The organism is Kutzneria viridogrisea DSM 43870 (assembly GCF_000525635.1).
Lineage (GTDB): Bacteria > Actinomycetota > Actinomycetes > Mycobacteriales > Pseudonocardiaceae > Kutzneria > Kutzneria viridogrisea.
Window position 1 is genome coordinate 63,456 of the sequence record NZ_CP007155.1, and the last position, 22,706, is coordinate 86,161.

Sequence of the window (22,706 nt, forward strand, 5' to 3'; positions counted from 1 at the left end):
TATCAGACGTCTACTGATTACACAAAGTGACTGGAGGGAATTCTCTTGAGGACGAGCACCACGCGCTCCGCAGCCGCTCTCGTGATGGCCGCGATCCTGGTCGGCAGCACCGCGGGGGTCGCGACCGCCGCACCCGCGCCGCACTACAGCACGTGCTCGGCCGCCGACCTCAACGGCACACTCGGTCAGATCGACCCCGGGGTCGGTCAGCGCGCCTCGTTCCTGACGCTGACCGCCAACCAGGGCGCGAGCTGCACCCTGTCCGGCTACCTGCTCGACCCGCGTTTCGTGGACGGCAACGGCGCGCTGCTGCCCACCCGCGCCGAGCAGGAGGGAGCCGCCGCCCCGCCGGTGACCGTGGGCCCGGGCCACGCGGCCGAACTGCCGCTGCGCTGGACCGGCATCCCGGTCGCCGACGGCGACGACCCGGACGCGCCCGCGCCCGCCGCCCTGGAGTTCTCGCTGGACGGCGTGCGCGGGCCCGTGACGGTCACCTGGACCGGCGGCCACGTGTTCAACGGCGGCCACCTGATGGTCGGGTCCGTGCGCGGCTGAACCGCTCAGGCCCAGGTCCAGCTCAGCCCGTAGATGCCGGGTGAGACGTCGACCTGGGCCAGGTGGGCGGGGTGCGCGGCGTCGACCCGCACCTCGCCCAGCACGTCCTCAGCCGAGGTCGGCGAGTCCATCCGGTACGACTGGCAGCTCGCGGGCAGCGCTTCCGGCGAGAAGTGCACCTCCTGTAGGTGTTCCGAGGTGCGCTGCATGAACCGCCGGTCGTAGCGGTCGTCGGGCACCGTGTCGGCGAACTCGAACTCGTACTCCAGGATCGTCGTCTCGCCCTCGGCCAGCTGGCGGTCGAACACCAGCTCGGCGATCAGGAACGCGTCGGCGGCGACCGAGCGCACCCGCCCCACCCGGCAGTACCGGGTGGAGGTCAGCGTGGGCGGCGAGCCGCCGGGAATGCCCCGCAGCATCGCCACGGTCCGGCCCACCCGCTGCTCACTGGCCCGCAGCACCTCGCGGATCTGCAGCCTGCGGTTGATCCGGTCCGGGCCCACGTGCAGCGCTTCGTGCAGGCTCAGCCTGCGCAGCGGCGCCCGCGAGGGCATGTCCAGCCAGGTCAGCAGCGGTTCCAGGTAGCTGACCCCGCCCCACATCTGGCCCACCGTGGGGTCGAGCCAGCGGCCCCGCGGTCGGCGCGGGCCCAGCAGCCCGGCCAGCGCCCCGGGCTCCAGTTCCAGCACTGTCTCGAGCACTGCCAGGCCGCGCAGCGAGTCGGGGCGCTCCGGCCTGCTGCGGCCGTTCTTCCAGTAGGACAGGGTTGTGGTGCTGATCTGCACGCCCTGATCGGCCAGTGAGCACTGCAGTTGGTGCAGGCTCAGCCCGCTGGCATCGACGGCCAATGTCAGCGCGCGCTCGAACGGTCCGTGCTCCAGGGCGTCTTCGAGTTGTCGGAGGACCCTCATCGGGCTCATCACTCACCTCACCACCGGATCGTGCAGGGTGTGACCCGGTACGAATTCGGAGTGTCAGCGAGACGGCCGTCACGCGCAAGCGCGGCACCCGATCAGCCGAAGAGAACCCGTTCCAGCGCGGCCTTGGGCTTTGCCCCCACGATGGTTCGCGTGACCTGCCCTTTCTCGAACAGCAGCATGGTCGGCGCGGCCATGACCTGGTAGTCGCGGGCGGTCCCCGGACTGGCGTCCATGTCGAGCTTGACCACGCGCAGCCGCTCGGCGTGCTCCTCGGCGATCTGGGCCAGCACCGGTCCCACCATGCGGCAGGGCCCGCACCAACTCGCCCAGAACTCCACCAGCACCGGCTTGTCGCTGGTCAGCACCTGCTCGCCGAAGTCGGCGTCGGTCACCTCGGGCAGCATCGTCTCTCCCCTGAACACCTGTCGATGGACCTGGCCAGTTGTGTGCGCACCGCCTGCAACCGGTCGATGCAGTCGTCGATCTCGGCGAGCTTGCGCCGGTAGACGGCCACCGAGTCGGGGCAGGAGTCCCCGCTGGCGCCGCCCGCCCGCAGGCAGGCCACGAACGGCCGGGTGTCCTCCAGCCCGAAGCCGATCGCCAGCAGCGAGCGGATCTCCCGGACCGCCCGCAGATCGGCCTCGTCGTACTCGCGGTAGCCCTTGGCGTCCCGCCGTGCCGACAGCAGGCCCTGCTCCTCGTAGTACCGCAGCGACCTGGTCGAGGTGCCGGTCAGTTCGGCGAGTTCACCGATGCGCATGGACCGAAGCTAGACCTTCACACCGACGTCAAGGCCAGGGGCGAAAATCCGGTGTGCGCCGGGGCCGCCGGGTCTAGCCTGCGCGCCGTGGACACGCAGATCACCGAGTACCTGCTGGCGGGCCGCGACACCCGGATCGGGCCGTTCCTCGCCAGGTTCGACGCGCACAGCGACAACCCGTACGTGAACTACGCGATGCCGGAGATCGGTGCTGAGCCCACGTCCGCCGAGGTCGACGTGCTGGTCGCCGAGTTCCGCTCCCGCAACCGCAAGCCGCGGCTGGAGTACGTGCCCTCCAGCGCCCCCGCCGTGCAGCCGCGGCTGGAGTCGGCCGGGTTCGAGGTGGAGCGGCTGCACCCGCTGATGACCTGCACCCCGGAGTCGGTGCCCGAGATCGAGCTGGACCCCGAGTTCGAGGCGCTCACCGTGACCTCCGACGAGGACCTGCTGGCGCTGCACACCGCGCTGTGCGAGGCGTACGGCAGTCCCGCGCCCGAGGCCACCGACGTGGCGAGGACCCGCGCCATGCTCAACCGTGGCGGCATGGCGATGCTCGTGCGGACCCGTTCCGGCGAGCCGGCCGGTGGCGGCATGTACACCGCCCCGACCGCGGGCGCCACGGAGATCGCGGGCATCGGCGTGCGGCCCGCCTGGCAGCGACGTGGCATCGCCGCGGCCGTCACCAGCTACCTGACGCGCACGGCGTACAACGCGGGCCTGGACACGCCCTTCCTGACGGCCGCGGGTGAGCGTGAGGCCGCGATCTACAACCGGGCCGGGTTCACCACGACCGGGCGCATCCTACACATCTCGCTACCCGGCTGACCTGCGCAGACTTGAGTTGTCCCCAGGCGGCGAGTTGTCCACATGTGGATCTTCAGCAAGATCAACGGGGTGGGGCGGGCGGTAGGCTGGAAACGGGGTCGCCCCCCAGGGAGTGGCGGGGGATGGACTGGGTGGGTCAGGCCGTCGCGCCCGGTGGGGTCCACAGCTGGAACGGGTTCAGGCCGTTGGGCAGCAGGTCGGGGGCCGAGCCGCACTTGGCCAGGGTGGGGGCCGTGGGGGCTCCGGGCAGCGGCAGCTCCAGTAGGCGGTCGATGGTGTCGGAGAGGGTGCCCTCGTACAGCCAGACGGCGCGCACGTGCCGGGTGGAGGCGTGCACGGCGGGAATGCGTCCGGCGCGGGCCTCGGTCTCCGAGCGGAAGACCAGCGAATCCAGGTAACCCCGCAGGTGCCGGAAACCCATGATCCGGTCCAGTTGGCCGTCGGCATCGGGCAGGTTCATGAACTGGAAACCGCATTCACGCAGTTCGGCGAGCTTGCGCAAGGCCCTGTCCACGGCGGCCTACCGACCTGTCGGCTTCGAGGGTCGGTCGTAGAGTGCGACGACGATCCGGACCAGTAACACCAGACTGGCCACGACCAGTGCTGCCACCTGCAAAGCCACTGCCGCCTCCAAGGTTGATGCCCCCACGACACCCGGCGGTCCTTGGTGCCACCGAGCCCAGGAGAACGGTCGCAGAGATTCACCCATTCGGGGAATACAGGTGCTGTTAACAGTTTAACTAGTAGCCACTCTCAGTAGCCTGGGAGCGCATCCACAGAGATTGGTCGTCACGGAAAGAAACTGAATGCACACTTAAGTGATGCGTATCACATGAGTGGGTTACCGTCCCGTATGGTTTACGTTTGTCATTCGTGACCACCGTGGCCCGCGTCAGCGTCGACGCAGACAAGACCCTGCTCGCCGTCGAACGGCGCATCCTCTGGCTGGCGACCTCGATCGTGCACCACGCCAACCACCTCAGGGGCGATGCCTCCGGCGTGAAGGTCGGCGGCCACCAGGCCAGCTCCGCCTCGATGGCCTCGATCATGACCGCGCTCTGGTTCACCGGCCTGAGCGCGCAGGACCGGGTCAGCGTGAAACCGCACGCCTCGCCGGTGCTACATGCGATCAACCACCTGCTGGGTGACCTGGACACCGAGTACCTGACGAGGTTGCGGGACCTGGGCGGGCTCCAGTCCTACCCCTCGCGCACGAAGGACCCGGACACCGTCGACTTCTCGACCGGCAGCGTGGGCATCGGTGCGACAGCCACGATCTGGGCTGCGCTGGCGCGGCGGTACGTCGACGCGCACTTTGGTGGCGGCAAGCAGACCAGCCCGAACGGGCGGATGATCGCGCTGCTCGGGGACGCGGAACTGGACGAGGGGGCGGTCTGGGAGGCCGTGCTCGACCCGCAGGTCGTGCGGCTGGGCGAACTGCTCTGGGTGGTCGACCTCAACCGCCAGTCCCTGGACCGCGTGGTGCCCGGCATCGCCTACGAGCGGCTCGCTGGCATGTTCCGCTCCGCCGGGTGGGAGGTGCTGACCTGCAAGTACGGGCCCGTGCTCGAGGAGCTGTTCAGCCGGGACGGCGGGGAGCTGCTCCGCCAGCGCATCGACGGCATGCCCAACGCGGAGTACCAGCGGCTGCTGCGGGTGCGCGGGGAGGAGCTGCGGGCCAGGATCGCGGGCGGCACACCGGATCCGGCGCTGGTGCGCATGCTCGCCTCGGTGGACGGGCCGACCCTGCACAGCGCGGTGCGCGACCTGGGTGGGCACGACCTCGGCGGGCTGACCACGGCGTTCCAGCAGGCCGACCCGACCAGGCCCACGGTGGTCTTCGCCTACACGATCAAGGGCCGCGGGCTGCCCACGGAGGGCCACCCGGCGAACCACTCCGCGCTGCTCACCCCCGACCAGTACGCGGAGCTGGCCCGTTCGCTGCACACCGAGGTCGGCGACCCGTGGCGGCCGTTCGAGGTGGGCTCGGCGGAGGCGGAGCTGTGCGGGCAGGTCGCGGAGAGGTTGCGGCGGCCTGACATCGCGAGGACCGCGCCGCCGACCGTGCCGGTGGAGGTGTCGGCGGGGCATCGCGGCTCGGGGCTGTCCACGCAGGCGGCACTGGGGCGGCTGCTCACCGATCTGCGCAGGGCGGCGCCGGAGGTGGCCGCGCGAGTGGTGACGGTGTCGCCGGACGTGGCGTCCTCCACGAACCTGGCCGGGTGGCTGAACAAGGTGGGGGTGTTCAAGGCCGACGAGGTCGGGCCGGAGGACTGGTTCGCGGACGACCCGGAGACCCGCATCCGCTGGGCCGAGAACACCACCGGGCAGCACGTGGAACTGGGCATCGCCGAGGTGAACCTGGTCGGCGCGCTGGGGGAGCTGGGCGCCACGTGGAGCCGCTGGGGCCAGCCGCTGATCCCGATCGGCACCATCTACGACCCGTTCGTGAACCGTGCGCTGGAGCCCTGGACCTTCGGCATCTACGCGGGCGGCCAGTCCATCCTGGTGGGCACGCCCTCCGGGGTGACGCTGGCGGCCGAGGGCGGTGCGCACCAGAGCGTCATCACGCCCTCGGTAGGGCTGGAGCACCCGGGGGTCGTGGCCTACGAGCCAGCCTTCGGCCAGGACCTGGAGTGGACCCTGTTGCACGCCATGCGGTTCGTGGGCAGGCCGGACGGGTGCAGCGCCTACTTCCGGCTGTCCACCCGGCCGGTCGACCAGTCGCTGGCGGAGGTGCCCGCGGCCGACCGCGAGCAGCGCAGGCGGCAGGCCGTGGCGGGCGGCTACCGGCTGCGGGCCCCCGAGCGGGTGGACGTGGTGATCGCGGCGATGGGCGTCACGGTGCCGCAGGCGGTGCGGGCCGCCGAGGAGTTGGCGGAACACGGGATCTCGGCCGCGGTCAACGTGGTGACCAGCGCGGACCTGTTGTTCCGCGCCACGCGGGCGCGGACCGGGCTGCCGACGGGCGGGCCCGCGGAACTGGTGGACGAGTCGGTGCTGGACGTGCTGCTGCCGCCGCGGGAGCGGGCCCCGCTGGTGACGGTGCTGGACGGTCACCCGCACACGCTGGCGTTCCTCGGCGCGGTGCGCGGGGTGCCGACGACCACGCTGGGCGTGACCGGGTTCGGCCAGTCCTCGACGGTGGCCGACGCCCACCGGCTGCACGGCATCGACGTCACAGCGATCAGGGATGCGGCTTTGGACCTGGTGGACTGAGCAGGTCGGTTAGGGTGCCCGAATGCAGCGTTCGGGGGAAGACACGCAGCCGATACCCAGGCACGAGTCGTGGCTGCCCACCGACCACCCGCTGTACCGGCCCCGGCACGGCAGGCAGCGGTTCTCGCTGATCAGCGCGCTGGTGTTCTTCCTGACCCCGGTGGTGGGCCTGGTCCTGTTCGGCCCACCACCGTCCATCGAGAACCGGGCGGTGCACCAGTTCCCCAGCCTGTCCCAGGGCTGGGGCTTCTTCACCGGGCTGGCCCCGTGGGCGGTGGACAACCTGTCCTTCCGGCCGGGGGCGATCTCGCTCAACGACGCGATCAGCCGCGGCCTGTTCGGCGAGGCCCCGATGCTGGGCGGCGGCGAGCCCAACCAGTCCGGGCCGATCGCGCCCGCCCCGACCGGCCCCCAGTCCCCGCAGAGCGGCACCACCGACATCGAGCCGCCGCCGGTCGCTGGCTTCCCGCGCGTGGTGGAGGGCAAGAACGGCTGGATGTACTTCGGCGTGGACATGCAGAGCCGCTGCCAGCCCACGGTGCCGCTGGACCAGGTGCTGAGCAACCTGGCCCGGCTCAAGTGGGCGGTGGAGAACTCCGGCCGCCGGTTCGTGTTCGTCGTGCCCCCGGACAAGTCCACCCAGGAACCGGAGAACCTGCCCGACCACTACGCGGGCAAGTCCTGCTCGGAGGCGTTCGGCCAGCAGTTCTGGCCCCGCCTGGTGTCCGAGACGGGGGCGCTCGACCTGCGCGAGGCCCTGCGCGCCGAGGCGGCCAAGCACGGCGGCCACGTCTACTTCCCGCAGGACACGCACTGGACCTACGACGGCGGCCTGGTGATGACCAAGGCCATCGCGGAGAAGGTGCTGCCCGGCACCACCAGCACCTGGCGGGTGGCGCAGACCGGCACCCGCGACGGGGTGGCCGACCTGCCGCCGATGATCGGCCGCACCGGGGTGGACAACATCAACACCTACATGCTGGCCCCGGACGGGCGCACCGACCGCAGCCCGCGCACCACCCCGGACCCGCGCACGGTGGCCACGTACACCACCAACAACCTGCTCACCGGCATGATCCCCGGCAAGACCACGCTGGTCTCCGACTCGTTCACCAACTTCGCGATCCCCTTCGTGGGTGCGGCCTTCGCCGACGTCAGCATCGCCAACGTGGCCCTGGTGCAGGCCGACCCGAACGCCGAGGCGCAGCGCATGGTGGACAGCGACACGGTGGTGGTCGAGGTCGTGGAGCGCAACATCACCTCGGGGGTCAGCCCGATCGTGCAGCAGCCCATCGTGGACACCCTGGTGCAGGCCCTGCTCGCACATCCGCGAAGGTGACCTGGGCGGCCCGGCCCATTGGTTACAGTGCTGCCCGTGCGAACAGAAGGTGTCATCGCCCTGTGGGGTAGCAGTGACCTGCCAGGCGTGGGCGACCAGGTGTACCCGAGGGTGCTGGAGCGCGAGCTGCACAGGCGCCTGCCCGGCTGGGGCATCCCGCTCTACACCCCGCTGGGCGCATCCCGGCCGAGCGTCTCCGACGGCGGGATCGTCGCCGTGCGGCTCACCGGCAAGCACACCGCGCACGTCAGCGTGCTCTGCCCGAGCTTCGCGCTGGGCGCCGACCTCGGCGCGCTGTACGGCACCGAGGAGGCCAAGGCCGCGGCCCCGTGCTTCGCCACCGAGGCCGCACCGACCGTGCTGTCCGCGGGCGTGCGCCTGGCTGGCAAGACGCCGACCGTGCTGGCGGTGCGCGACGCCCGCTCCAGCGCACGGGCCGGTGGCCACGTGCCGATCGTGCCGCACCTGGGTGTGCTCGCGGGCAACCTCGTGGAGCGCCCCGCCCTGTTCGCACGGCAGCGCCAACTGCGCCAGCTCGGCGAGTTGCCCGCCGACAGGGGCTTCCTGCTGCTGCACCTGACCGCCGACCTGGTCGCACAGGTGGACCTGCCCGCGCTGCGTGCCGCCCTCGGCGACCGCGAGGTGCTGGTCATGCCCACCGGCCCGGTTCCCGGTGAGCTCGGCGACCGCGTGCTGCCCGCCGACCTGGCCTTCGAGGACCGGATCGCCGCGCTGGCCGCCGCCGACGCCGTGATCGCCGCCGACGAGCACGTGGCCGCGGTGTGCGCCGGTCTCGGCGTGCCCTTCGTGCTGCTCGACCCCAGCGGGGAGGAGCGCTGGCCGGTGCAGGAGTTCGCGCCCAGCCGCGTGGTCGCCGGGGACGTGCCCGCGCTGGTGCAGGCCCTGGAGTCGGTCGCCGCCGTGGAGGCCGACGCAGCCAAGGCCGCGGCCGGTGCGCACCTGGACTCGTTGGCGATCGCCGCCGAGAACCTGTTGGCCGCCGGTGGCGAGGACCCGCAGCGGCGGATCGTCGACCTGGTCGAGGAGAACGAGGCCCTGCGGGTGGCCCACTCCCAGCTGCGCCAGCGCCAGGTCCACGAGCGCCAGGTGCTGATGGACCAGGTCGTGTCCGTGCACAACGACTTGGACAAGCTGCGTGCCGAGCTGGACCACGAGCGCGAGCTGCACCGCCAGCTGGCCGACCGGCACCAGGCGCTGGCCGCGCAGTCCGGGCACGCCGTGCGCGAGCTGGACGCGTTGCGCAGGACCAAGTTGCTGCGCTGGTCCCAGCCGTTGCGCGAGGCGTACGGGAAGATCAAGAACCCGTGACCGGGGCGCCGCGGATCACCTTCGTCCTGGTGTCCTACGGCGGCCGGGACCTGGTCGTCCAGTGCCTGCGCCTGCTCGCCGAGCACACCCCGCAGCCCCACGAGGTGATCGTGGTGGACAGCGCCTCGCCGGACGGCACCGGCGAGTGGCTGGAGCGCAACCTCACCGGGGCCACCGTGCTCCGGATGCGCGAGAACCTGGGTTTCGGCGCGGGCTGCAACCTCGGCGTGCAGCGCAGCCGTACCGAGCTGGTGTGCTTCCTCAACGCCGACGTCGAGCTCGGCGAGGGCTGGCTGGACCCGCTGCTGGCCGTGCTGGACAGCAAGCCGGAGGCCGCCGCCGTGGCCCCGGTGATGCTCAACCAGGACGGCACGGTGCAGGAGGCGGGCAGCATCATCGGCGGGGACGGCTGGTGCCGCGCCTGGGACGAGGCCCCGCTGTTCCCGCGCGAGGTGGACTACGCCTCGGCGGCCTGCCTGCTGGTGCGGCGGCGTGCCCTGCTCGAAGCGGGCGGCTTCTCCCCGGAGTACGAGATCGCCTACTTCGAGGACGTGGACCTCGCGCTGCAACTGCGCAAGCTCGGTTGGCAGACCTGGGTCGAACCTGCCTCTCAGGTGCTGCACGCCCGGCACGGCAGCGCGGGCTCGGAGCGCGCGCTGGAGCTGATGCGGCTCAACCACGGGATCTTCCAGCGCCGCTGGACCGAGGAGCTGTCCCGGCGACCGGCCGTCACCGCGCTGCCCGCGCAGCAGCACCGGCTGTGGTGGCTGCGCGACAACCACACGCCGTACCGGGTGCTGCTGATCGACGACCGCGTGCCGCAGGCCGACCGGGGACGAGGCGACCCGCGCACCCAGGCCGTGCTGGACGCGTGGGTGGACGCCTGCCCGACGGCACGGATCACTTACCTGGCAGCACTTCCCGACCTGGCCGAGCAGTACGCGCCGAGCCTGGCCGCACGCGGGGTCGAGGTCGTGTGGGGCGTCGAGGACCCGGTGCGCTGGGGCTGGCAGCGGGCCGGACTCTACGACGTGATCGTGGTGTTCCGGCCGCACAACCTGGGCCGCATGGGCATTCCCGTTGCCGAGAGCCAGCCGCAGGCCATCCGGATCTACGACTCGGAGGCCCTGTTCCACCGCAGGCCCGAGCAGCACTTCGAGACCGCCACCGACCCGGACGCCCGCCGCCGGTTCGCGTTGGAGGCCGCCGAGCTGCGCGCCGAGGAGGTCGAGGCGTTCACCTGGGCCGACATCGGGGTGTGCGTGAGCGAGGAGGAGGCGCACTGGGCCTCGCGGGTCGCGCCCGGCACGCCGATGCACGTGGTCTGCTACCCGGTGCAGGTGCCCGAGCAGGTGCCAGGCCTGGAATCCCGCTCGGGGCTGGCCTTCTTCGGCGGTTTCGACGGAACTCCCGGCACCCCCAACGAGTACGCGGTGCTCGCGCTGGCCAACGAGGTGCTGCCGAGCCTGCTGCGCACCGACCCGGACCTGCGGCTGCGCGTGATCGGCGCGGACCCCTCGCCCGCGGTGCTCGCCCTGCGCAGCCAGACGATCGAGGTGGTCGGCAAGGTCGCCAGCCCGGCGCAGTGGCTGGCCAAGTCGCGGCTGCACGTGGTGCCGATGCGCTACGGCGCCGGGGTCAAGATCAAGTTCGTGGACTCGATGGCCGCCGGTCTGCCCTTCGTGACCACCCCGGTCGGCGGCGAGGGCCTGCACCTGGGCTGGACCGCCAAGCACCTGGTCGGCAGCTCGCCCGCCGAGCTCGTCGAGCTGTGCCAGCGCCTGCTCGGTGACGACGTGCTCTGGACCGAGGTGCAGGCCGCCCTGTTGGAGACCTGCCGCGAGCACTTCTCCGCGCGCCGGTTCCGGCACGACGTGGATGCCGTGATGGCCGCCTGCGGGGTGCTGCCACCCCGCAGGTGAATCAGTCCAGGGTCGGCGGCCTGCGCACCGGGTTCGGTTGCAGGCGCCGGTTCTTGGCCTGGCGGCGCAGCACGGTCGCCAGCAGGTACCGCTCCACCCCAGCCGTGTCCGGCTTCCCGCGCAGGACTCGTGCCAGCAGGGACAGGGCCGCGCCCCGCGCGTGATCGGCCAGCGTGAGCCGGAGCAGGTCGGCGCGCGTGTGCTCGCCGAGCCGGTCCCGGTTGCGCAGCAACAAGGTGCCCGCGAACTGCGCGAGCCCCGGCAACTGGTCCACCGCCGCCCCGTCGAGCAGCCGCAGGTCCTCCGCGCCGAGCAGCCGGTCCCGGCCGATGCCCGCCAGCAGCACGGTCAGCGTGCCCGGGCTCCACGGCGGCTGCCAGTGCGGCACCTCGCCACCCCGCTGCCGGTACGTCTGAAGTGGACGGTCCACGAAGGACAGTCGTCCCGCCGCGAGTGCCGCCACCGCCAGCCAGTGGTCGTGCGACATCGACGGCGGGGTCAGCGGGAACGGCAACACCCGCTCGCGCACCAGGTCCGCGCGCACCATCGCCGCCGCGCTGGTCACCGTGTTGAACAGCAGCAGGGACTCCAGGTCCTGCCACTGGTTGGGCCGCTCACCCCACAGCGAGTCGGTCAGCACGTGCTGCCGCTCGTCGAGCAGCCGCGCGTCGGAGTACACCAGCTGCACCCGGTCCTCGGTGAACCCGGCGAGCAGGGACTCCAGCTTGTCCTTGTCCCACACCACGTCCTGGTCGCTCAGCGCCACGAACTGGGCATCGGCGGGCACCAGGCCCAGCGCCCGCTCGGTGTTGCCGAACATGCCCACGTGCCGTTCGTGCTCCACCAGCACGAAGCGCTCGTCGCCCGCGATCAGCTCCCGCACGGCGGCCCGCGCCCGCGGCGCCGAGGCGTCATCGCTGATCAGGCAGACCCAGTTGGTGTGGGTCTGCGCCCGCAACGCGTCCACCTGGGCCGACAGCAGTTCGGCACTGGGTTGATGCGCGGGCAGGCACACCGCGACCCGTGGACCCGTTCCGTGCCAACGAATCCGTGACGGCTCGGCCCCGGTTCCCGCGTGCAGGTGCAGTGCGGGCAGCTCGCGCTCCAGCACCGTGCCGTCGGTGAGCCGGACCCGCAGCAGAACCTGCGCCACCCGGTCGGCCTCGACCGCGGTGAGCGGGATCCGCGCGCGCATGCCCGAGCCCTGAGCGACGGTGATGCCGAGCTGGGCCTCCAGCGCGTGCACCACGTCGACCCGCTTGTAGCCGTAGCTCGCGCGGTGTTCCGTGCCGTCCACGACGATCGACAGCGAGCTGATCGGCAGGTCGGTGTGCACCGCCCAGCCGTGCACGTCCAGCACCTGACCACGCCCGAGGTGCACCGGTTCACGAGGCAGCTCGATCGCGTGGTGCAGTCCGTGCTCCCGGGACGGCCGCGCCTGGCCGCGCACTCGTGCCGCCGCCAGCGGGACCACGGAGGGCGCCAACCTGCCCAGCCGCCGGAGCACGCCGTCCGGCTCCTCCCCGTTGCGGCCCAGCGCCAGGTCGCGAACCCCGCGCGCGGCCCGCGCCGCGGGCCACAGGTAGCGGTGGCCCGCCCGCACCAGCGAGGAGTTCTCCAGCAGGTCCAGGCGCGCCCTGGTCCGCACCAGCCGTTCGGTCAGGGCGTGCAACTGCCCCGCGGTCTGCGCGTTCCGCTCCTGCGCCTCCCGTGCGGCCTGCCGCTCGCGCTCGGCCTCGCGGTTGACCTCGGCCAGCTCGGCGAACACCATGCCGATCCGGTCGTCCATCCGGTCCAGGCTCGCCCGCGCCATGCCCAGGGTGTGCCGCAGCTCCGCCTTGTCCTGCTCGGCACCGGCCAGCTCCTCGGCGGCCTGCTCGCGGCCGCGTGCCAGCTCCGCGCGCAGCCGGTCCAGCTCGGTCCGGGCCTCGGCCAGCTCGCCGAGCAGCTCGTCGTGCCTGCGGAAGGTGTGCCGGATCGTGTCCAGTCCACCTTGGACAGTCCACAGTGGAATTCCAGGTACGCGGTCCAGTTCGGCGCTCATCGAGCGGACGGCCTGCTCCGGGTCCACCCCGGTGACCAGCTCCTGGAGCGCGGCCTCGGCCCTGAGCAGCTCCGCACCGCGCCGGTCCAGCGCCGCCGTGAGGCCGATCGGCTCGCACAGCTCGCGCAGCAGCCCGCGCATGGTGGTGTCCGCGGGCCACGGGTGCGGCGCTCCGCTGGCGGCCAGCTCGCGGCTGAACTCCAGCAAAGCCCGCAGCAGAGCCAGTTCCGCGTCCACCCCGGTACCGGCCCGCCACTCGCGGTCCACCCGGATCGCCTCGCCGTCCGCGCGGACGATCACGTTGCCGGGGTGCGCGTCCAACAGGTCCGCGGGCAGCACGGGCACGCCCTCGCGCCCCGGCAGGTACGGGTGCCGCTCGTCCTCGGCGGTCAGCGGGCTGGCCTGCGCGAGGCAGATGTCCTTCCACGCCACCAGAAGCCGTTTCAGCTCGGCGCGGTCACCGCGGTGCAGCGCGTCCAACAGCAGCTGGTCCACGGGACGGCCCGGCACCCACGGCTCCTCGGTGGGCGCCTGCTGCCGCAGCCACCGCATCGGCTCAGCGGCGGGGGAGTGCGTGGCCCGCAGCACCAGGTCCGCGTCCAGCCTGCGGGTGCGGCGCCAGTTCGGCCGCCGGTTCCCGCTGACCAGCCACGCCAGCCCCGGCTCGGTGACCGCCGCGACGGCCTCGGGGCTGCGCCCGGCCACCACCAGGAAGGACGGCGCCACCTCGGCACCGAAGCCCTCGCCGGTGACCAGCCGGTTGAGCACCCGCCCGGGACCGGCCGCCAGGCCACCGCCGAACGCGCCCTGCAACGGGTCGCGCACCAGCTTGTCGACCACGTCCACGGCATCGGCGCGGTCGAACACCTCGGCGTCCAGCACCACTCTCGGATGCTTGTAGTCCGGGTACGGCAGCAGCCAGCGCTGCGCCGTGAGCCCGGCGCCCGCGAGCAGTTCCGCCAGCCTCGACCGGGTCCAGGTGGTCGGCACCGCACGGTCACCGGGGTAGTCGGCCAGCCCGATCCACGCCTTGCCGTGGTGGTCCTCGTCGCGGCCGAGCAGGTAGCCGAGACCGAGCTGGTTCTCGATCGCCAGCACCACGGCACCCGACTCGGTCAGCGCACCGGAAACCAGGCGCAGCAAGGCTTCCGGGCCGTCACCGAACTGCGGGCTGTACTCCAGGACCCCGCACAGCAGCGCCAGGTCCACCGGCTCGGCCCCGGCGAGCTCGCGCTCCACGGCGCCCTGCACGATGCGCACCCCGGGCAGATCCCGGCACCGTTCGCGAGCCGCCGCGGCCCGGTCCTCGGCGCCCTCGACACCCAGCACGTCCAGACCGGCCTCACCCAGCGCCCGGCTCAGCACGCCGGTGCCGCAACCCAGGTCCAGCGCCCGCGCGCCGGGCCGTAGCCGCAGCGGCGCGAGCAACCCGAGCCGCTGCGGGGAGAAATGGTAGCTCAGCTCCCACGAGCGGATCTGCCGCGCGAGTTCGGTCGAGCCCGCGCTGACATCGGCGGCCGCACGCAGCGCGCGCAGGACCGCCGACTCAGCTCCGTCGGCGTAGTTGATCCCGCTCGGCGCGGGCCCGGTGCTCAATGGTTCGCTCGCAAGCTCGCTCACTGAGCCACGGGGTACTTCGCGGTCTCCGCGGACAGCAGGTCGCGGAACGCCCGCTCGGCGGCCGTGGCGTCCTTGCCGAACGCCTCGACCCGGATCACCACTCCGTTGGCGATGTAGTGCGCGCGGTAGGCCGTGCCGTTGGGGTCGGTCAGGAACCGGGCGCGGGTGCCCGCGGGTGCCCCGGGCACGTCCTTGTAGTTGGCCTTGACGAACACCTCGTCGATCGAGTCCAGCAGCGCCTTCGGGTCACTGCCCTGGCCCGGGGTGAACGCCCACACACCGGTGGTCGTGCCGTCCTTGACCGCGGTCACCGCGGCGACCTGCGTGACGCCCTTGGACTTCAGGAACGGGCCCTCGGACTCGGTCGGGATCTTCGCCAGCACCGCGGCGTCGATGGTGACCGTCGCGTTCAGCCCGATCGTGCCCTGCATCGGCACGAACGGGCCCTTCGGCAGCTGCGGGCCGGTGCTCGTGGTCGGCGCGGCCTGAGTAGTGCTCGCGCCCTGGTCCGGGTTGGCCTCCGGCTTCGAGCCGGAGGTGGTGAAGAAGTAGATGCCACCGGCCAGGCCCAGCACCACGACGACCGCCACCACGATCGCGATGATCTTGCCGCGGTTGCCCCCGCCGCCCGAGCTGTCGAACACCTCGGGGCCCTGGCGAGGCCAGCTCGCCTTGCCGAAGTCCGGCGGCAGGTCGTTGTTCGACCAGGGCGCGGTGAAGTCCCCGGACTGCTGCGGCTGCGGTGCCTGCTGCGCGGCCCACGGCGGCGGGGTCTGCGGGCCCTGTTGGTAGCCGCCCACGTTCGGCACCACCTGGGTGCGCTCACCCTGCGGCACCTGCTGGCCCGCGCCCGGCACCACCTGGGTGCGGTCGGCGGAGTCGGCCGGGGGCGGCTGCTGGTCGGAGATCGGCCGGATCACCTGGGTCGTCTCGGCCGGGCTCTGCCCCGCGGGCGGCTGCCAGCGGAACGGCGCGGCGAACGGGCTGTTCTGCTGCTGGGCGGGGGCCTGCTGCTCCTGCTGCCCGCCCTGCTGGGCGAGGCTGAGCAGCTGGTCACGCCGCTGGCGGTAGTCCTCGGCGGTCACCCGGCCTTGGGCCAGCTCGTTGTCGAGCTGCTGCAGCTCCTCTTGCCAGGACATCGCCAACCCTCCGGATCGTTCAACTCACCGCATGACATTGTGCCGAACCGCCCCGGCCCGCCTCCGGCGACTCGGCACTGAGGAAACAGGGTTGTGACCTGGTAGGTCACCCCACCGGTATGCCCGTGACCGTCCTGCGCGTCGCGTCCTGCACGGCCGAGGCCACCGCCTGCTCGTCGGCGGGCGCCGCCTGTGCCGCCGCGATCACCAGCACCGACCGCCCCGAACGGTAGAGGGCACGGAACTGGGCGCCCTGGCCAGTGACCGATCTCACCACGCTGACCCCCTTCGGCACCTCGCTGACCTGCGCCGGGGTGAAACCACCCAGCTTCTGGAAGTCCAGCAGGTCATTGAGCAGGGCCTCGGCCCTGGCCTGGTCCGAGGAGTTGAAGGCGAACACCAGGTAGAAGGTCTTCTGGTCCCCGGAGCCGGTGAACACGGCGTCGGTCACCGAGTTCTTCGCGAGCAGATCGGCCTGCGCGCTGGTGAACAGCCCCTTCTGCACCCCGTCGTCCAGGCTCAGCTTGCCCTTGTCCGCACGGGCCGTGCCGGGCAGCTGCGGCAGCTTGTCCACCGTGACCGCCTGCGCCACCACGGCGTTGGTCGGGACCCCGGCGGACTCCGTCGGGCTGGTGCCACCCCCAGTCCCCGGCCCGAAGCCGAACCACCAGCCCACACCCAGGCCCAGCACCACCAGCACCACGACGACCACCAGCACCAGGCCGCGCCCCGAGCGCCGCGGGCGAGTCGCCCGCACGCTGAACACGTCGGCGTCCAGACTCGGCTGCGACTGGTAGGGCGTGCCCGGCATCGGCAGGATGGGCTGCTGCGAGGGCGCGGGCTGCTGCGGTTGCTGCGCGGGCTGGGGCTGGGGCGCCAGCGGGGACCAGGGCGGCACCACCTCGGACTGACCCGGTTGGTCGGCGGGGCGCATCACCGGCGTGTTCGGCCCCGGCGGCATCCCGCCCGAGGCCTCCGCCAACAGGTGGTCACGTCTGCGCCGGTAGTCGGCGGGGGAGATCCTCTGCTCCCGCAACGCGGCGTCCAGCTCGCGCAGCTCCGATTGCCACGTCATCGCACCGCTCCTCAACTGCCGACACCACTGGGTGACATGGTCGCTCACATCGTCGTCAGCCGCCCGCAGCGCCCGGTTGTTGCGGGGTGCTTACGGATCGCCGTAGGCCGGTCACCGGCTCGTACAGTGGTCGTATGGCGTGGTTCGGGCGTGACAAGCAACAGATGGTAAGCCCTGCCGATGCGTTGGCGGGCCGGAAAGCGACGATGCCGGTCACGGCTGCTCATGCCGTGTTCACCGACCGGCCGATCCAGCCGCCCTTCCCCGAGGGGCTGCACACCCTGGTCGTCGGCATGGGCTGCTTCTGGGGCGCCGAGCGCAAGTTCTGGCAGACCCCCGGCGTGTGGACCACCGCCGTCGGCTACGCGGGCGGGTACACGCCCAACCCCAGCTACGAGGAGGTGTGCAGCGGGCTGACCGGGCACACCGAGGCCGTGCTCGTCGTGTTCGACCCGGCCGTGATCAGCCTGGACGGGATCCTCAAGGTCTTCTGGGAGGGGCACGACCCCACCCAGCGGATGCGCCAGGGCAACGACGTCGGCACCCAGTACCGCTCCGCCGTCTACTGGACCGCACCCGAGCAGCAGCCCGTCATCGAGGCCAGCCGTGCCGCCTACGACAAGGCACTGGCCGCCGCCGGTCACGGCGCCACCACCACCGAACTCGCGGCGCTGGACACCTTCTACTACGCCGAGGACTACCACCAGCAGTACCTGTCCGAGGCCAAGAACCCGCACGGCTACTGCGGCCTCGGCGGTACCGGTGTGAGCTGCCCGGTGGGGCTCGGCATCGGCGAGGGGTGACAGCTTCCGGCTTCGGTATAGCATCGATGGTATGAGCTGGGGTACTGTTGAGCTGGAGCCGGAGGTACGGGATTGGCTGGAGAACCTGCCCACAGCTCACTTTGCGACGGCGGCGTTCTACATCGACCTGCTGGCCGACCAGGGGCCACTGCTGGGAGAGCCGTACACCCGGCAACTGGACGGCAAGCTGCGCGAGCTTCGGTTCCACCTGGACGGCGAAGCTGTGCGGGTCACGTATTGGATCGCATCGGGGAGGCGGATCGTGCTGCTCACGGTGTTCCGCAAGACTCGCATGCGGGAAGAACGCGAGGTGGATCGTGCGCGACGTGCATTGCGACTGTGCATCGCGCAGGAGCACACCGTGGATGCGCACGACGGGGAGTGAAGGCAATGGCCGGTAGCGATTGGCGGCAGCTCCGTGATGAGCGCATGGCGGAGCCGGGAGCTGAAGAGGCGTATCAGGCGGCACGGCTTGCGTTCGAGCTGGGCAAGGCCGTTCGTGAGATGCGGGAGCAGCGCGGCTGGACGCAGTCGCAGCTCGCCGAGACCGCAGGGATGACCCAACCCGCCGTCGCTCGATTCGAGGCGGGGGGAACGGTTCCGACCATTCCAGTGCTTGAACGGCTCGCTCGTGCGCTGGAGGCGAAGCTCGTTGTGCAGCTGACGCCGGGTAGCTCAGCTGCCTGATCGTGGCCTCCGGTGCCAGGTGCTATTGCGCTCACGGCATGACTACCACCAGCAGTACCTGTCCGAGGCCAAGAACCCGCACGGCTACTGCGGCCTCGGCGGTACGGGTGTGAGCTGCCCGGTGGGGCTCGCACCTGTCGCGGAGTGACATGCCACCGCCTCACGCCACCACTTCGCGATAGCATGCTTGTATGACCACAATGACACTGCGGGTGCCGGACGAACTGGACGCCGCACTCCGCGCGGCGGCCGACGCGGAGGACGTGTCGATCAACAGCTTCGTGGTCGAGGCGATCAGGGAGCGGCTCGAGGCTTTGCGACACGCTTCCGTGATGGCCGTTGCTCGCAGGGTCGTCACGAAGGATGCCGAGATCCTTGACCGGCTGGCCAAAGCGTGACCCAGTACCTGACCACAAACGATCTCGTGGCGATCGCGCACTTGACCATGGGTGGGAAAGCGTTGATCCGGGACGCAGGGTTGATCGACTCTGCGGCTCACCGGCCGCAGGCGACCGCGTTCGGCCAGGACGCCTACCCGGATCTTCACGTGAAGGCAGCCGCGCTACTGCACTCCGTTCTGCGCAATCACCCGTTGGTCGACGGCAACAAGCGCCTCGCATGGGTCGCGTGCCGCACGTTCCTGGCGCTCAATGGTGCTGACTTCACACCTGACGTGAACGAGGCGACCGAGTTCGTGCTCGCTGTGGCCGCGTGCGACGAGGACGATCTCGACAAGATCGCGTCGGTGCTGCGGGCCCGGACCGCCTGAACGGGAAGAGGCGGCGATGGCTGGGCATGGCGATTGCGGCGGTGGCGCCGACGACTTGCTTCGCGGTTCGGCGGCCTGAGCCGTCCCGCCACCCCGGGCCGCTGGGCCGGGGCGGCGGGATCGGTGGCTCAGGGCTGGCGGGTGCGGTGGCCCACCACGGTGTACAGGAACGTGCGGTGCCCGCGTGCGGGGGCGTGGTGGTAGGTGACCTCGGTCTTCTCGAAGCCGAGCACGCCGAGGAAGCGCTGGATGATGGCGGGGCTCATCATCCACCAGGTGTCCGCGTAGGCCTGGTCCTCGTGCCGGGGCAGGAACACCATCTTGGCCTCGCCGAGCGCGGTCAGCGTGGCGGTCTCCTCGCCCTGCGGCCCCTGCGCGTCCACGATGTTGGGCACCAGGTGGAAGTCGGTGGTCGGGTACAGGTCGGTGACGATGATCTTGTCGGTGACCAGCTTGGAGGCGCTGTGCAGCGCGGCGAACGGGTCGCGCACGTGCAGCAGGATGCTGGCGAAGGTGGCGATGTCCACCGGGCCGATCTCCTCGGGCACCGTGTAGATGGTGCCGTAGGTGACCTTGGCCCGGGACTTGTTCGCGGCGTGGTTGAGCCAGAAGCCGTTGTTCAGCTTGCGCAGGTGGCTGCGCCGGTTCTCGTCGGCCTCGGCGTAGTCCATGCCCGCGAACGGCACGGTGTCCCAGGAGAAGTCCTCGGACAGGTCGCGCACGACGACCTCGGCGCCCCGGCTCTCCATGTACGTGGTCAGGAACCCGCTGGCGGGGCCGAGTTCGAGCACCCGCTTGCCCGCGAAGTCCACGCCGCCCAGGTACTGGTATTCCTTGCCGCGCAGATCCCACTCACCCTCGACCGTGCCGTGACCGGGAATGTCCATCGTGTGGTAGAAGTAGCAGTCCGAGATATCGGTGACCTCGCGCGGCTCCTGGTAGATGCCGCTCGTCTGGCTTTCCTTGCTCACTGTTTCTCCTGCGGTCATCGTCCGTTCCCGGCTGCCACTGCCCGGACAGACTAGTCGGCGGACCGTCCGGCTCGGACCGACAACGGGCAACTCGGACGAACTCGCAGCTCAGCGGTCAGGTCTGCGCCTGCTGGCGGCTCGTGACCGGGCCGGCACGAGGCGTGTCCGCGTGCGGCGAGCCCTGCCCGAAAGGGCGGGTGAATTGCACCTAAGTGCATTGTTCTGCTCTTTTGTGCGATGGGGTGTTGTCAATTGTTGTGTGCGGACGTGCGCAACCGGCTATCGTTCGCTCGTGCCTGGACTTGTGCCGTTCACCGACAACTTCCACGACCTGTCCAACACCGAGGGCTACCAGTTCGAGTTCTACTGCGAACGGTGTGGCAACGGCTACCGGTCGCCGTTCCAGCGGGACAAGGTGGAGATGGGCCGCGGCCTGCTGCGGGTGGTCGGCTCCCTGTTCGGTGGCGCGGCCGAGGACATCAGCCGGTCCGCGGAGCAGTGGCGCTACGACCGCGCGACCAACTCCCCGGCCAAGGACCGCGCGCTGGGCACGGCGGTCGAGCAGGTCAGGGACAACTTCCGGCAGTGCAGGGGCTGCGGCGACTGGATGTGCGCCGCCCTGTGCTGGAACGACGAGATCGGTCAGTGCCTGCGCTGCTCACCGGTGCTGGCCGAGGAGATCGCCCGCGCGCAGGCCGAGGCGCAGGTCCAGCAGGTCCGGCAGAAGGCGTACGAGACCGACTGGACCGCGAACGTGGACATGTCGACCAGGGCCAAGCTGAACTGCCCGAGCTGCAAGGCCAAGGTGGACGGCGGCAAGTTCTGCTCCGCCTGCGGCTCACCCATGGCGGTACCGGTGCCCTGCGGCGGCTGCGGCTCGCAGAACAACAAGCTCGGTGCGGTCTTCTGCTCGGACTGCGGCTCGAGGCTCTGAGTCCCGCACTGCCCGAGGTCGACGCGGTCTGACCTGCTCGGGCACACTCGGTGGTACTACGTCGAGGGAGGCGTCGTGCCACTGTCCACCGCCGTCCGACGCAGCTGCCTGGAGTTCCTGCAGCCTGACGAGCAGATCGACTACGTCTTCCCCGCGATCTCGGCCGGCCCGCCGGGGATGATCAGCGTGCTGGTGGTCGTCAGCCGGTCCAGGATCACCGTGCTGGCGTGCAAGCAACTGCGCCGCAACGAGCCGGACTCGGTGTGGGCCAGCTTCCCCAGGACCTCCCGGCTCACCCCGGTGGAGGAGGGCGCCGGGCCGGTGATCTCGTTGGGCAGCATGCTGTTGGAGATCGACGACGAGTACCTGTCGGTTGTGCGGGCGGCCGACGCGGAGATGTCCGGGGACGAGTTCCTGCCGCCCGACCCGCTGCCCGACCTGTGAGAGGACGCCACCGTGCCGCGTGTGACCGCCAACGGCATCGAGATCGAGTACGAGACCTTCGGTGATCCGGACGACCCGGCGATGCTGCTGGTGATGGGGCTGGGCGCGCAGTTGACGCTGTGGGACCCGGAGTTCTGCCGGCTGCTGGCGGAGCGCGGTTTCCACGTGATCCGGTTCGACAACCGGGACATCGGCCTGTCCAGCAGCCTGGACGACCACCTGCCGGTGCTGGACGTGCCCGCGGTGTACGCGGGCGACTTCAGCACGGTGCCCTATGGCATCGGCGACATGGCCACCGACGCGGCGGAGTTGCTGTCCGAGCTGGAGGTGGACCGCGCGCATGTGGTCGGCGCCTCGATGGGCGGCATGATCGTGCAGCGCATGGCCATCGACCACCCGCACCGGCTGCTCAGCGTCTGCTCGATCATGTCCACCACCGGCGACCGCGCGGTGGGCCAGGCCACGCCGGAGGCCATGGCGGCCCTGATGCAGACCCCGCCGACCACCCGCGAGGAGGCCGCGGCCAACGCGGTGCGCGCGGCGCAGGCCTTCGGCTCGCCCGGGTTCCCGCTGGACGAGGCCAAACTCGCCGAGCGCGCGGCGGCCTCCTTCGAGCGGTCGGTGCGGCCCATGGGCTTCCAGCGGCAGCTGGCGGCGATCGTCTCCGCGCCGGACCGCACCGCGGACCTGCGCGAGGTGCGGCTGCCCACGCTGGTGATCCACGGCGAACAGGACAAGCTGATCGACGTCAGCGGCGGGCGGGCCACCGCTGAGGCCGTGCCCGGTGCCGAACTGCTCGTCGTGCCCGGCATGGGCCACGACCTGCCGCCGGGCGCGTGGCCGCAGATCGTGGACGCGATCGCGGGCAACACGAAGCGGGCCCAGACCGACTAGCCCCGCCCCGATCCGGGTGCGGACCGTCCTCAGGGCGGTGACATCCGCACCTGGATCGAGGTGCCCGCCTCGCTGGAGCGCATCAGCACCGCGTCACACAGCTCGTGCACCAGCCACAGCCCACGCCCACCGCACTGGTCCACCGCGGGCTTGCGGTGCCCGGCGAGCGGGTCGGTGATCCAGCCCTTGTCGCTGACCTCGCACACCAGCGCGGTGCCCTCGCACCACAGCCGGAACGTCCCGCTGCCGCCGCCGTGCCGCACGCTGTTGGCCGCCAGCTCGTGCACCGCGAGGACCAGGTCCTCGGCGCGCTCACCGGTCAGGCCCTGCGCCCGGGCGCGTCCTGCCACCAGCTCGCGGATGCCCACCAGCCCGGCGAGGTCGAAGTGCACCTCCTCGTGGTCGGTGGGCGGTTCGGGCAGCGGGTCTTCGTTCATGTGCTTCCCATGCGGTCGCG

At 71.3% G+C, this 22,706-nt stretch carries 23 protein-coding genes and 1 pseudogene; 15 read left to right on the plus strand and 9 right to left on the minus strand.

Annotation, left to right across the window (positions count from 1 at the left end; genetic code table 11):
• Positions 1-45: 45 nt before the first annotated feature.
• Positions 46-555 (plus strand): DUF4232 domain-containing protein, encoded by a 510-nt coding sequence (locus KALB_RS00305; RefSeq protein WP_148309308.1) that lies wholly within the window; start codon positions 46-48, stop codon positions 553-555.
• A 5-nt stretch (positions 556-560) separates the two neighbouring features.
• On the opposite strand, the gene KALB_RS00310 is transcribed toward KALB_RS00305, so the two are convergent.
• The 3 genes from KALB_RS00310 to KALB_RS00320 form a co-directional block, all read right to left on the minus strand.
• Positions 561-1,466, minus strand: a complete 906-nt coding sequence (locus KALB_RS00310) for a hypothetical protein (RefSeq protein ID WP_051913064.1) — start codon at positions 1,464-1,466, stop codon at positions 561-563.
• A 101-nt stretch (positions 1,467-1,567) separates the two neighbouring features.
• Positions 1,568-1,879, minus strand: a complete 312-nt coding sequence (gene trxA, locus KALB_RS00315; RefSeq protein ID WP_025353730.1) for a thioredoxin — start codon at positions 1,877-1,879, stop codon at positions 1,568-1,570.
• Entirely contained in the window at positions 1,864-2,235 is a 372-nt protein-coding gene (locus tag KALB_RS00320; protein WP_025353731.1) for a MerR family transcriptional regulator, read from the minus strand. The genes trxA and KALB_RS00320 overlap by 16 nt, the downstream gene beginning before the upstream one ends.
• 87 nt (positions 2,236-2,322) lie before the next feature.
• Here KALB_RS00320 and KALB_RS00325 point away from each other — a divergent pair, with 87 nt between their 5' ends.
• The gene (locus KALB_RS00325) at positions 2,323-3,060 is read left to right on the plus strand and encodes a GNAT family N-acetyltransferase (RefSeq protein WP_025353732.1); all 738 of its coding nucleotides are present in this window, start codon (positions 2,323-2,325) and stop codon (positions 3,058-3,060) included.
• 136 nt (positions 3,061-3,196) lie between these two features.
• On the opposite strand, the gene KALB_RS00330 is transcribed toward KALB_RS00325, so the two are convergent.
• The gene (locus KALB_RS00330; protein WP_025353733.1) at positions 3,197-3,574 is read right to left on the minus strand and encodes a hypothetical protein; all 378 of its coding nucleotides are present in this window, start codon (positions 3,572-3,574) and stop codon (positions 3,197-3,199) included.
• A 359-nt stretch (positions 3,575-3,933) separates the two neighbouring features.
• Here KALB_RS00330 and KALB_RS00335 point away from each other — a divergent pair, with 359 nt between their 5' ends.
• Genes KALB_RS00335 through KALB_RS00350 form a run of 4 tightly spaced genes read left to right on the plus strand, consistent with a single transcriptional unit; the run spans position 3,934 to position 10,869 of the window.
• Positions 3,934-6,279, plus strand: coding sequence for a thiamine pyrophosphate-binding protein (locus KALB_RS00335; RefSeq protein ID WP_025353734.1), 2,346 nt, complete (start codon positions 3,934-3,936; stop codon positions 6,277-6,279).
• Positions 6,280-6,301: 22 nt separating this feature from the next.
• The gene (locus KALB_RS00340) at positions 6,302-7,618 is read left to right on the plus strand and encodes an alginate O-acetyltransferase AlgX-related protein (protein WP_025353735.1); all 1,317 of its coding nucleotides are present in this window, start codon (positions 6,302-6,304) and stop codon (positions 7,616-7,618) included.
• Positions 7,619-7,654: 36 nt separating this feature from the next.
• Entirely contained in the window at positions 7,655-8,947 is a 1,293-nt protein-coding gene (locus tag KALB_RS47395) for a hypothetical protein (RefSeq protein WP_158510697.1), read from the plus strand.
• Entirely contained in the window at positions 8,944-10,869 is a 1,926-nt protein-coding gene (locus KALB_RS00350) for a glycosyltransferase (protein ID WP_025353737.1), read from the plus strand. Before KALB_RS47395 ends, KALB_RS00350 begins: the two co-directional genes overlap by 4 nt.
• Position 10,870: 1 nt before the next feature.
• Here KALB_RS00350 and KALB_RS00355 read toward each other — a convergent pair whose 3' ends face one another.
• The 3 genes from KALB_RS00355 to KALB_RS00365 form a co-directional block, all read right to left on the minus strand.
• Positions 10,871-14,533, minus strand: coding sequence for a glycosyltransferase (locus tag KALB_RS00355; RefSeq protein ID WP_081789133.1), 3,663 nt, complete (start codon positions 14,531-14,533; stop codon positions 10,871-10,873).
• A complete protein-coding gene (locus tag KALB_RS43525; RefSeq protein WP_025353739.1) occupies positions 14,530-15,672 on the minus strand; it encodes a hypothetical protein in 1,143 nt (380 codons plus the stop codon). Before KALB_RS43525 ends, KALB_RS00355 begins: the two co-directional genes overlap by 4 nt.
• 106 nt (positions 15,673-15,778) lie before the next feature.
• Complete coding sequence (locus KALB_RS00365) at positions 15,779-16,747, minus strand: hypothetical protein (RefSeq protein WP_025353740.1); 969 nt, start codon at positions 16,745-16,747, stop codon at positions 15,779-15,781.
• 134 nt (positions 16,748-16,881) lie between these two features.
• On the opposite strand from KALB_RS00365, the gene msrA reads away from it, so the two are divergent.
• From msrA to KALB_RS00390, 6 genes and pseudogenes are all read left to right on the plus strand, one after another.
• The gene (msrA, locus tag KALB_RS00370; RefSeq protein WP_025353741.1) at positions 16,882-17,550 is read left to right on the plus strand and encodes a peptide-methionine (S)-S-oxide reductase MsrA; all 669 of its coding nucleotides are present in this window, start codon (positions 16,882-16,884) and stop codon (positions 17,548-17,550) included.
• A 31-nt stretch (positions 17,551-17,581) separates the two neighbouring features.
• Positions 17,582-17,935, plus strand: coding sequence for a type II toxin-antitoxin system RelE/ParE family toxin (locus KALB_RS00375; protein WP_025353742.1), 354 nt, complete (start codon positions 17,582-17,584; stop codon positions 17,933-17,935).
• 5 nt (positions 17,936-17,940) lie between these two features.
• The gene (locus KALB_RS00380; protein ID WP_025353743.1) at positions 17,941-18,237 is read left to right on the plus strand and encodes a helix-turn-helix domain-containing protein; all 297 of its coding nucleotides are present in this window, start codon (positions 17,941-17,943) and stop codon (positions 18,235-18,237) included.
• 40 nt (positions 18,238-18,277) lie between these two features.
• A pseudogene (locus KALB_RS46195) lies at positions 18,278-18,385 on the plus strand (peptide-methionine (S)-S-oxide reductase MsrA); the annotation flags it as partial.
• A 43-nt stretch (positions 18,386-18,428) separates the two neighbouring features.
• Positions 18,429-18,635 carry a YlcI/YnfO family protein gene (locus tag KALB_RS00385; RefSeq protein ID WP_081789134.1) on the plus strand — a complete coding sequence of 69 codons (207 nt, stop codon included), beginning with the start codon at positions 18,429-18,431 and terminating at the stop codon, positions 18,633-18,635.
• The gene (locus KALB_RS00390) at positions 18,632-19,006 is read left to right on the plus strand and encodes a type II toxin-antitoxin system death-on-curing family toxin (protein ID WP_025353745.1); all 375 of its coding nucleotides are present in this window, start codon (positions 18,632-18,634) and stop codon (positions 19,004-19,006) included. Before KALB_RS00385 ends, KALB_RS00390 begins: the two co-directional genes overlap by 4 nt.
• Before the next feature lie 128 nt (positions 19,007-19,134).
• On the opposite strand, the gene KALB_RS00395 is transcribed toward KALB_RS00390, so the two are convergent.
• A complete protein-coding gene (locus KALB_RS00395; protein WP_025353746.1) occupies positions 19,135-19,977 on the minus strand; it encodes a class I SAM-dependent methyltransferase in 843 nt (280 codons plus the stop codon).
• A 292-nt stretch (positions 19,978-20,269) separates the two neighbouring features.
• Here KALB_RS00395 and KALB_RS00400 point away from each other — a divergent pair, with 292 nt between their 5' ends.
• The 3 genes from KALB_RS00400 to KALB_RS00410 all read left to right on the plus strand — a co-directional run bounded on the left by KALB_RS00400 (position 20,270) and on the right by KALB_RS00410 (position 22,249).
• Positions 20,270-20,911: a zinc ribbon domain-containing protein gene (locus tag KALB_RS00400; protein ID WP_236650144.1), complete on the plus strand. Its 642-nt coding sequence runs from the start codon at positions 20,270-20,272 to the stop codon at positions 20,909-20,911.
• A 75-nt stretch (positions 20,912-20,986) separates the two neighbouring features.
• The gene (locus KALB_RS00405) at positions 20,987-21,355 is read left to right on the plus strand and encodes a hypothetical protein (protein ID WP_025353748.1); all 369 of its coding nucleotides are present in this window, start codon (positions 20,987-20,989) and stop codon (positions 21,353-21,355) included.
• A gap of 12 nt (positions 21,356-21,367) precedes the next feature.
• Positions 21,368-22,249 carry an alpha/beta fold hydrolase gene (locus tag KALB_RS00410; RefSeq protein WP_025353749.1) on the plus strand — a complete coding sequence of 294 codons (882 nt, stop codon included), beginning with the start codon at positions 21,368-21,370 and terminating at the stop codon, positions 22,247-22,249.
• A 29-nt stretch (positions 22,250-22,278) separates the two neighbouring features.
• On the opposite strand, the gene KALB_RS00415 is transcribed toward KALB_RS00410, so the two are convergent.
• On the minus strand, positions 22,279-22,686 hold the full coding sequence (locus KALB_RS00415) for an ATP-binding protein (protein WP_025353750.1): 408 nt from the start codon (positions 22,684-22,686) through the stop codon (positions 22,279-22,281).
• Between the last annotated feature and the right edge of the window lie 20 nt (positions 22,687-22,706).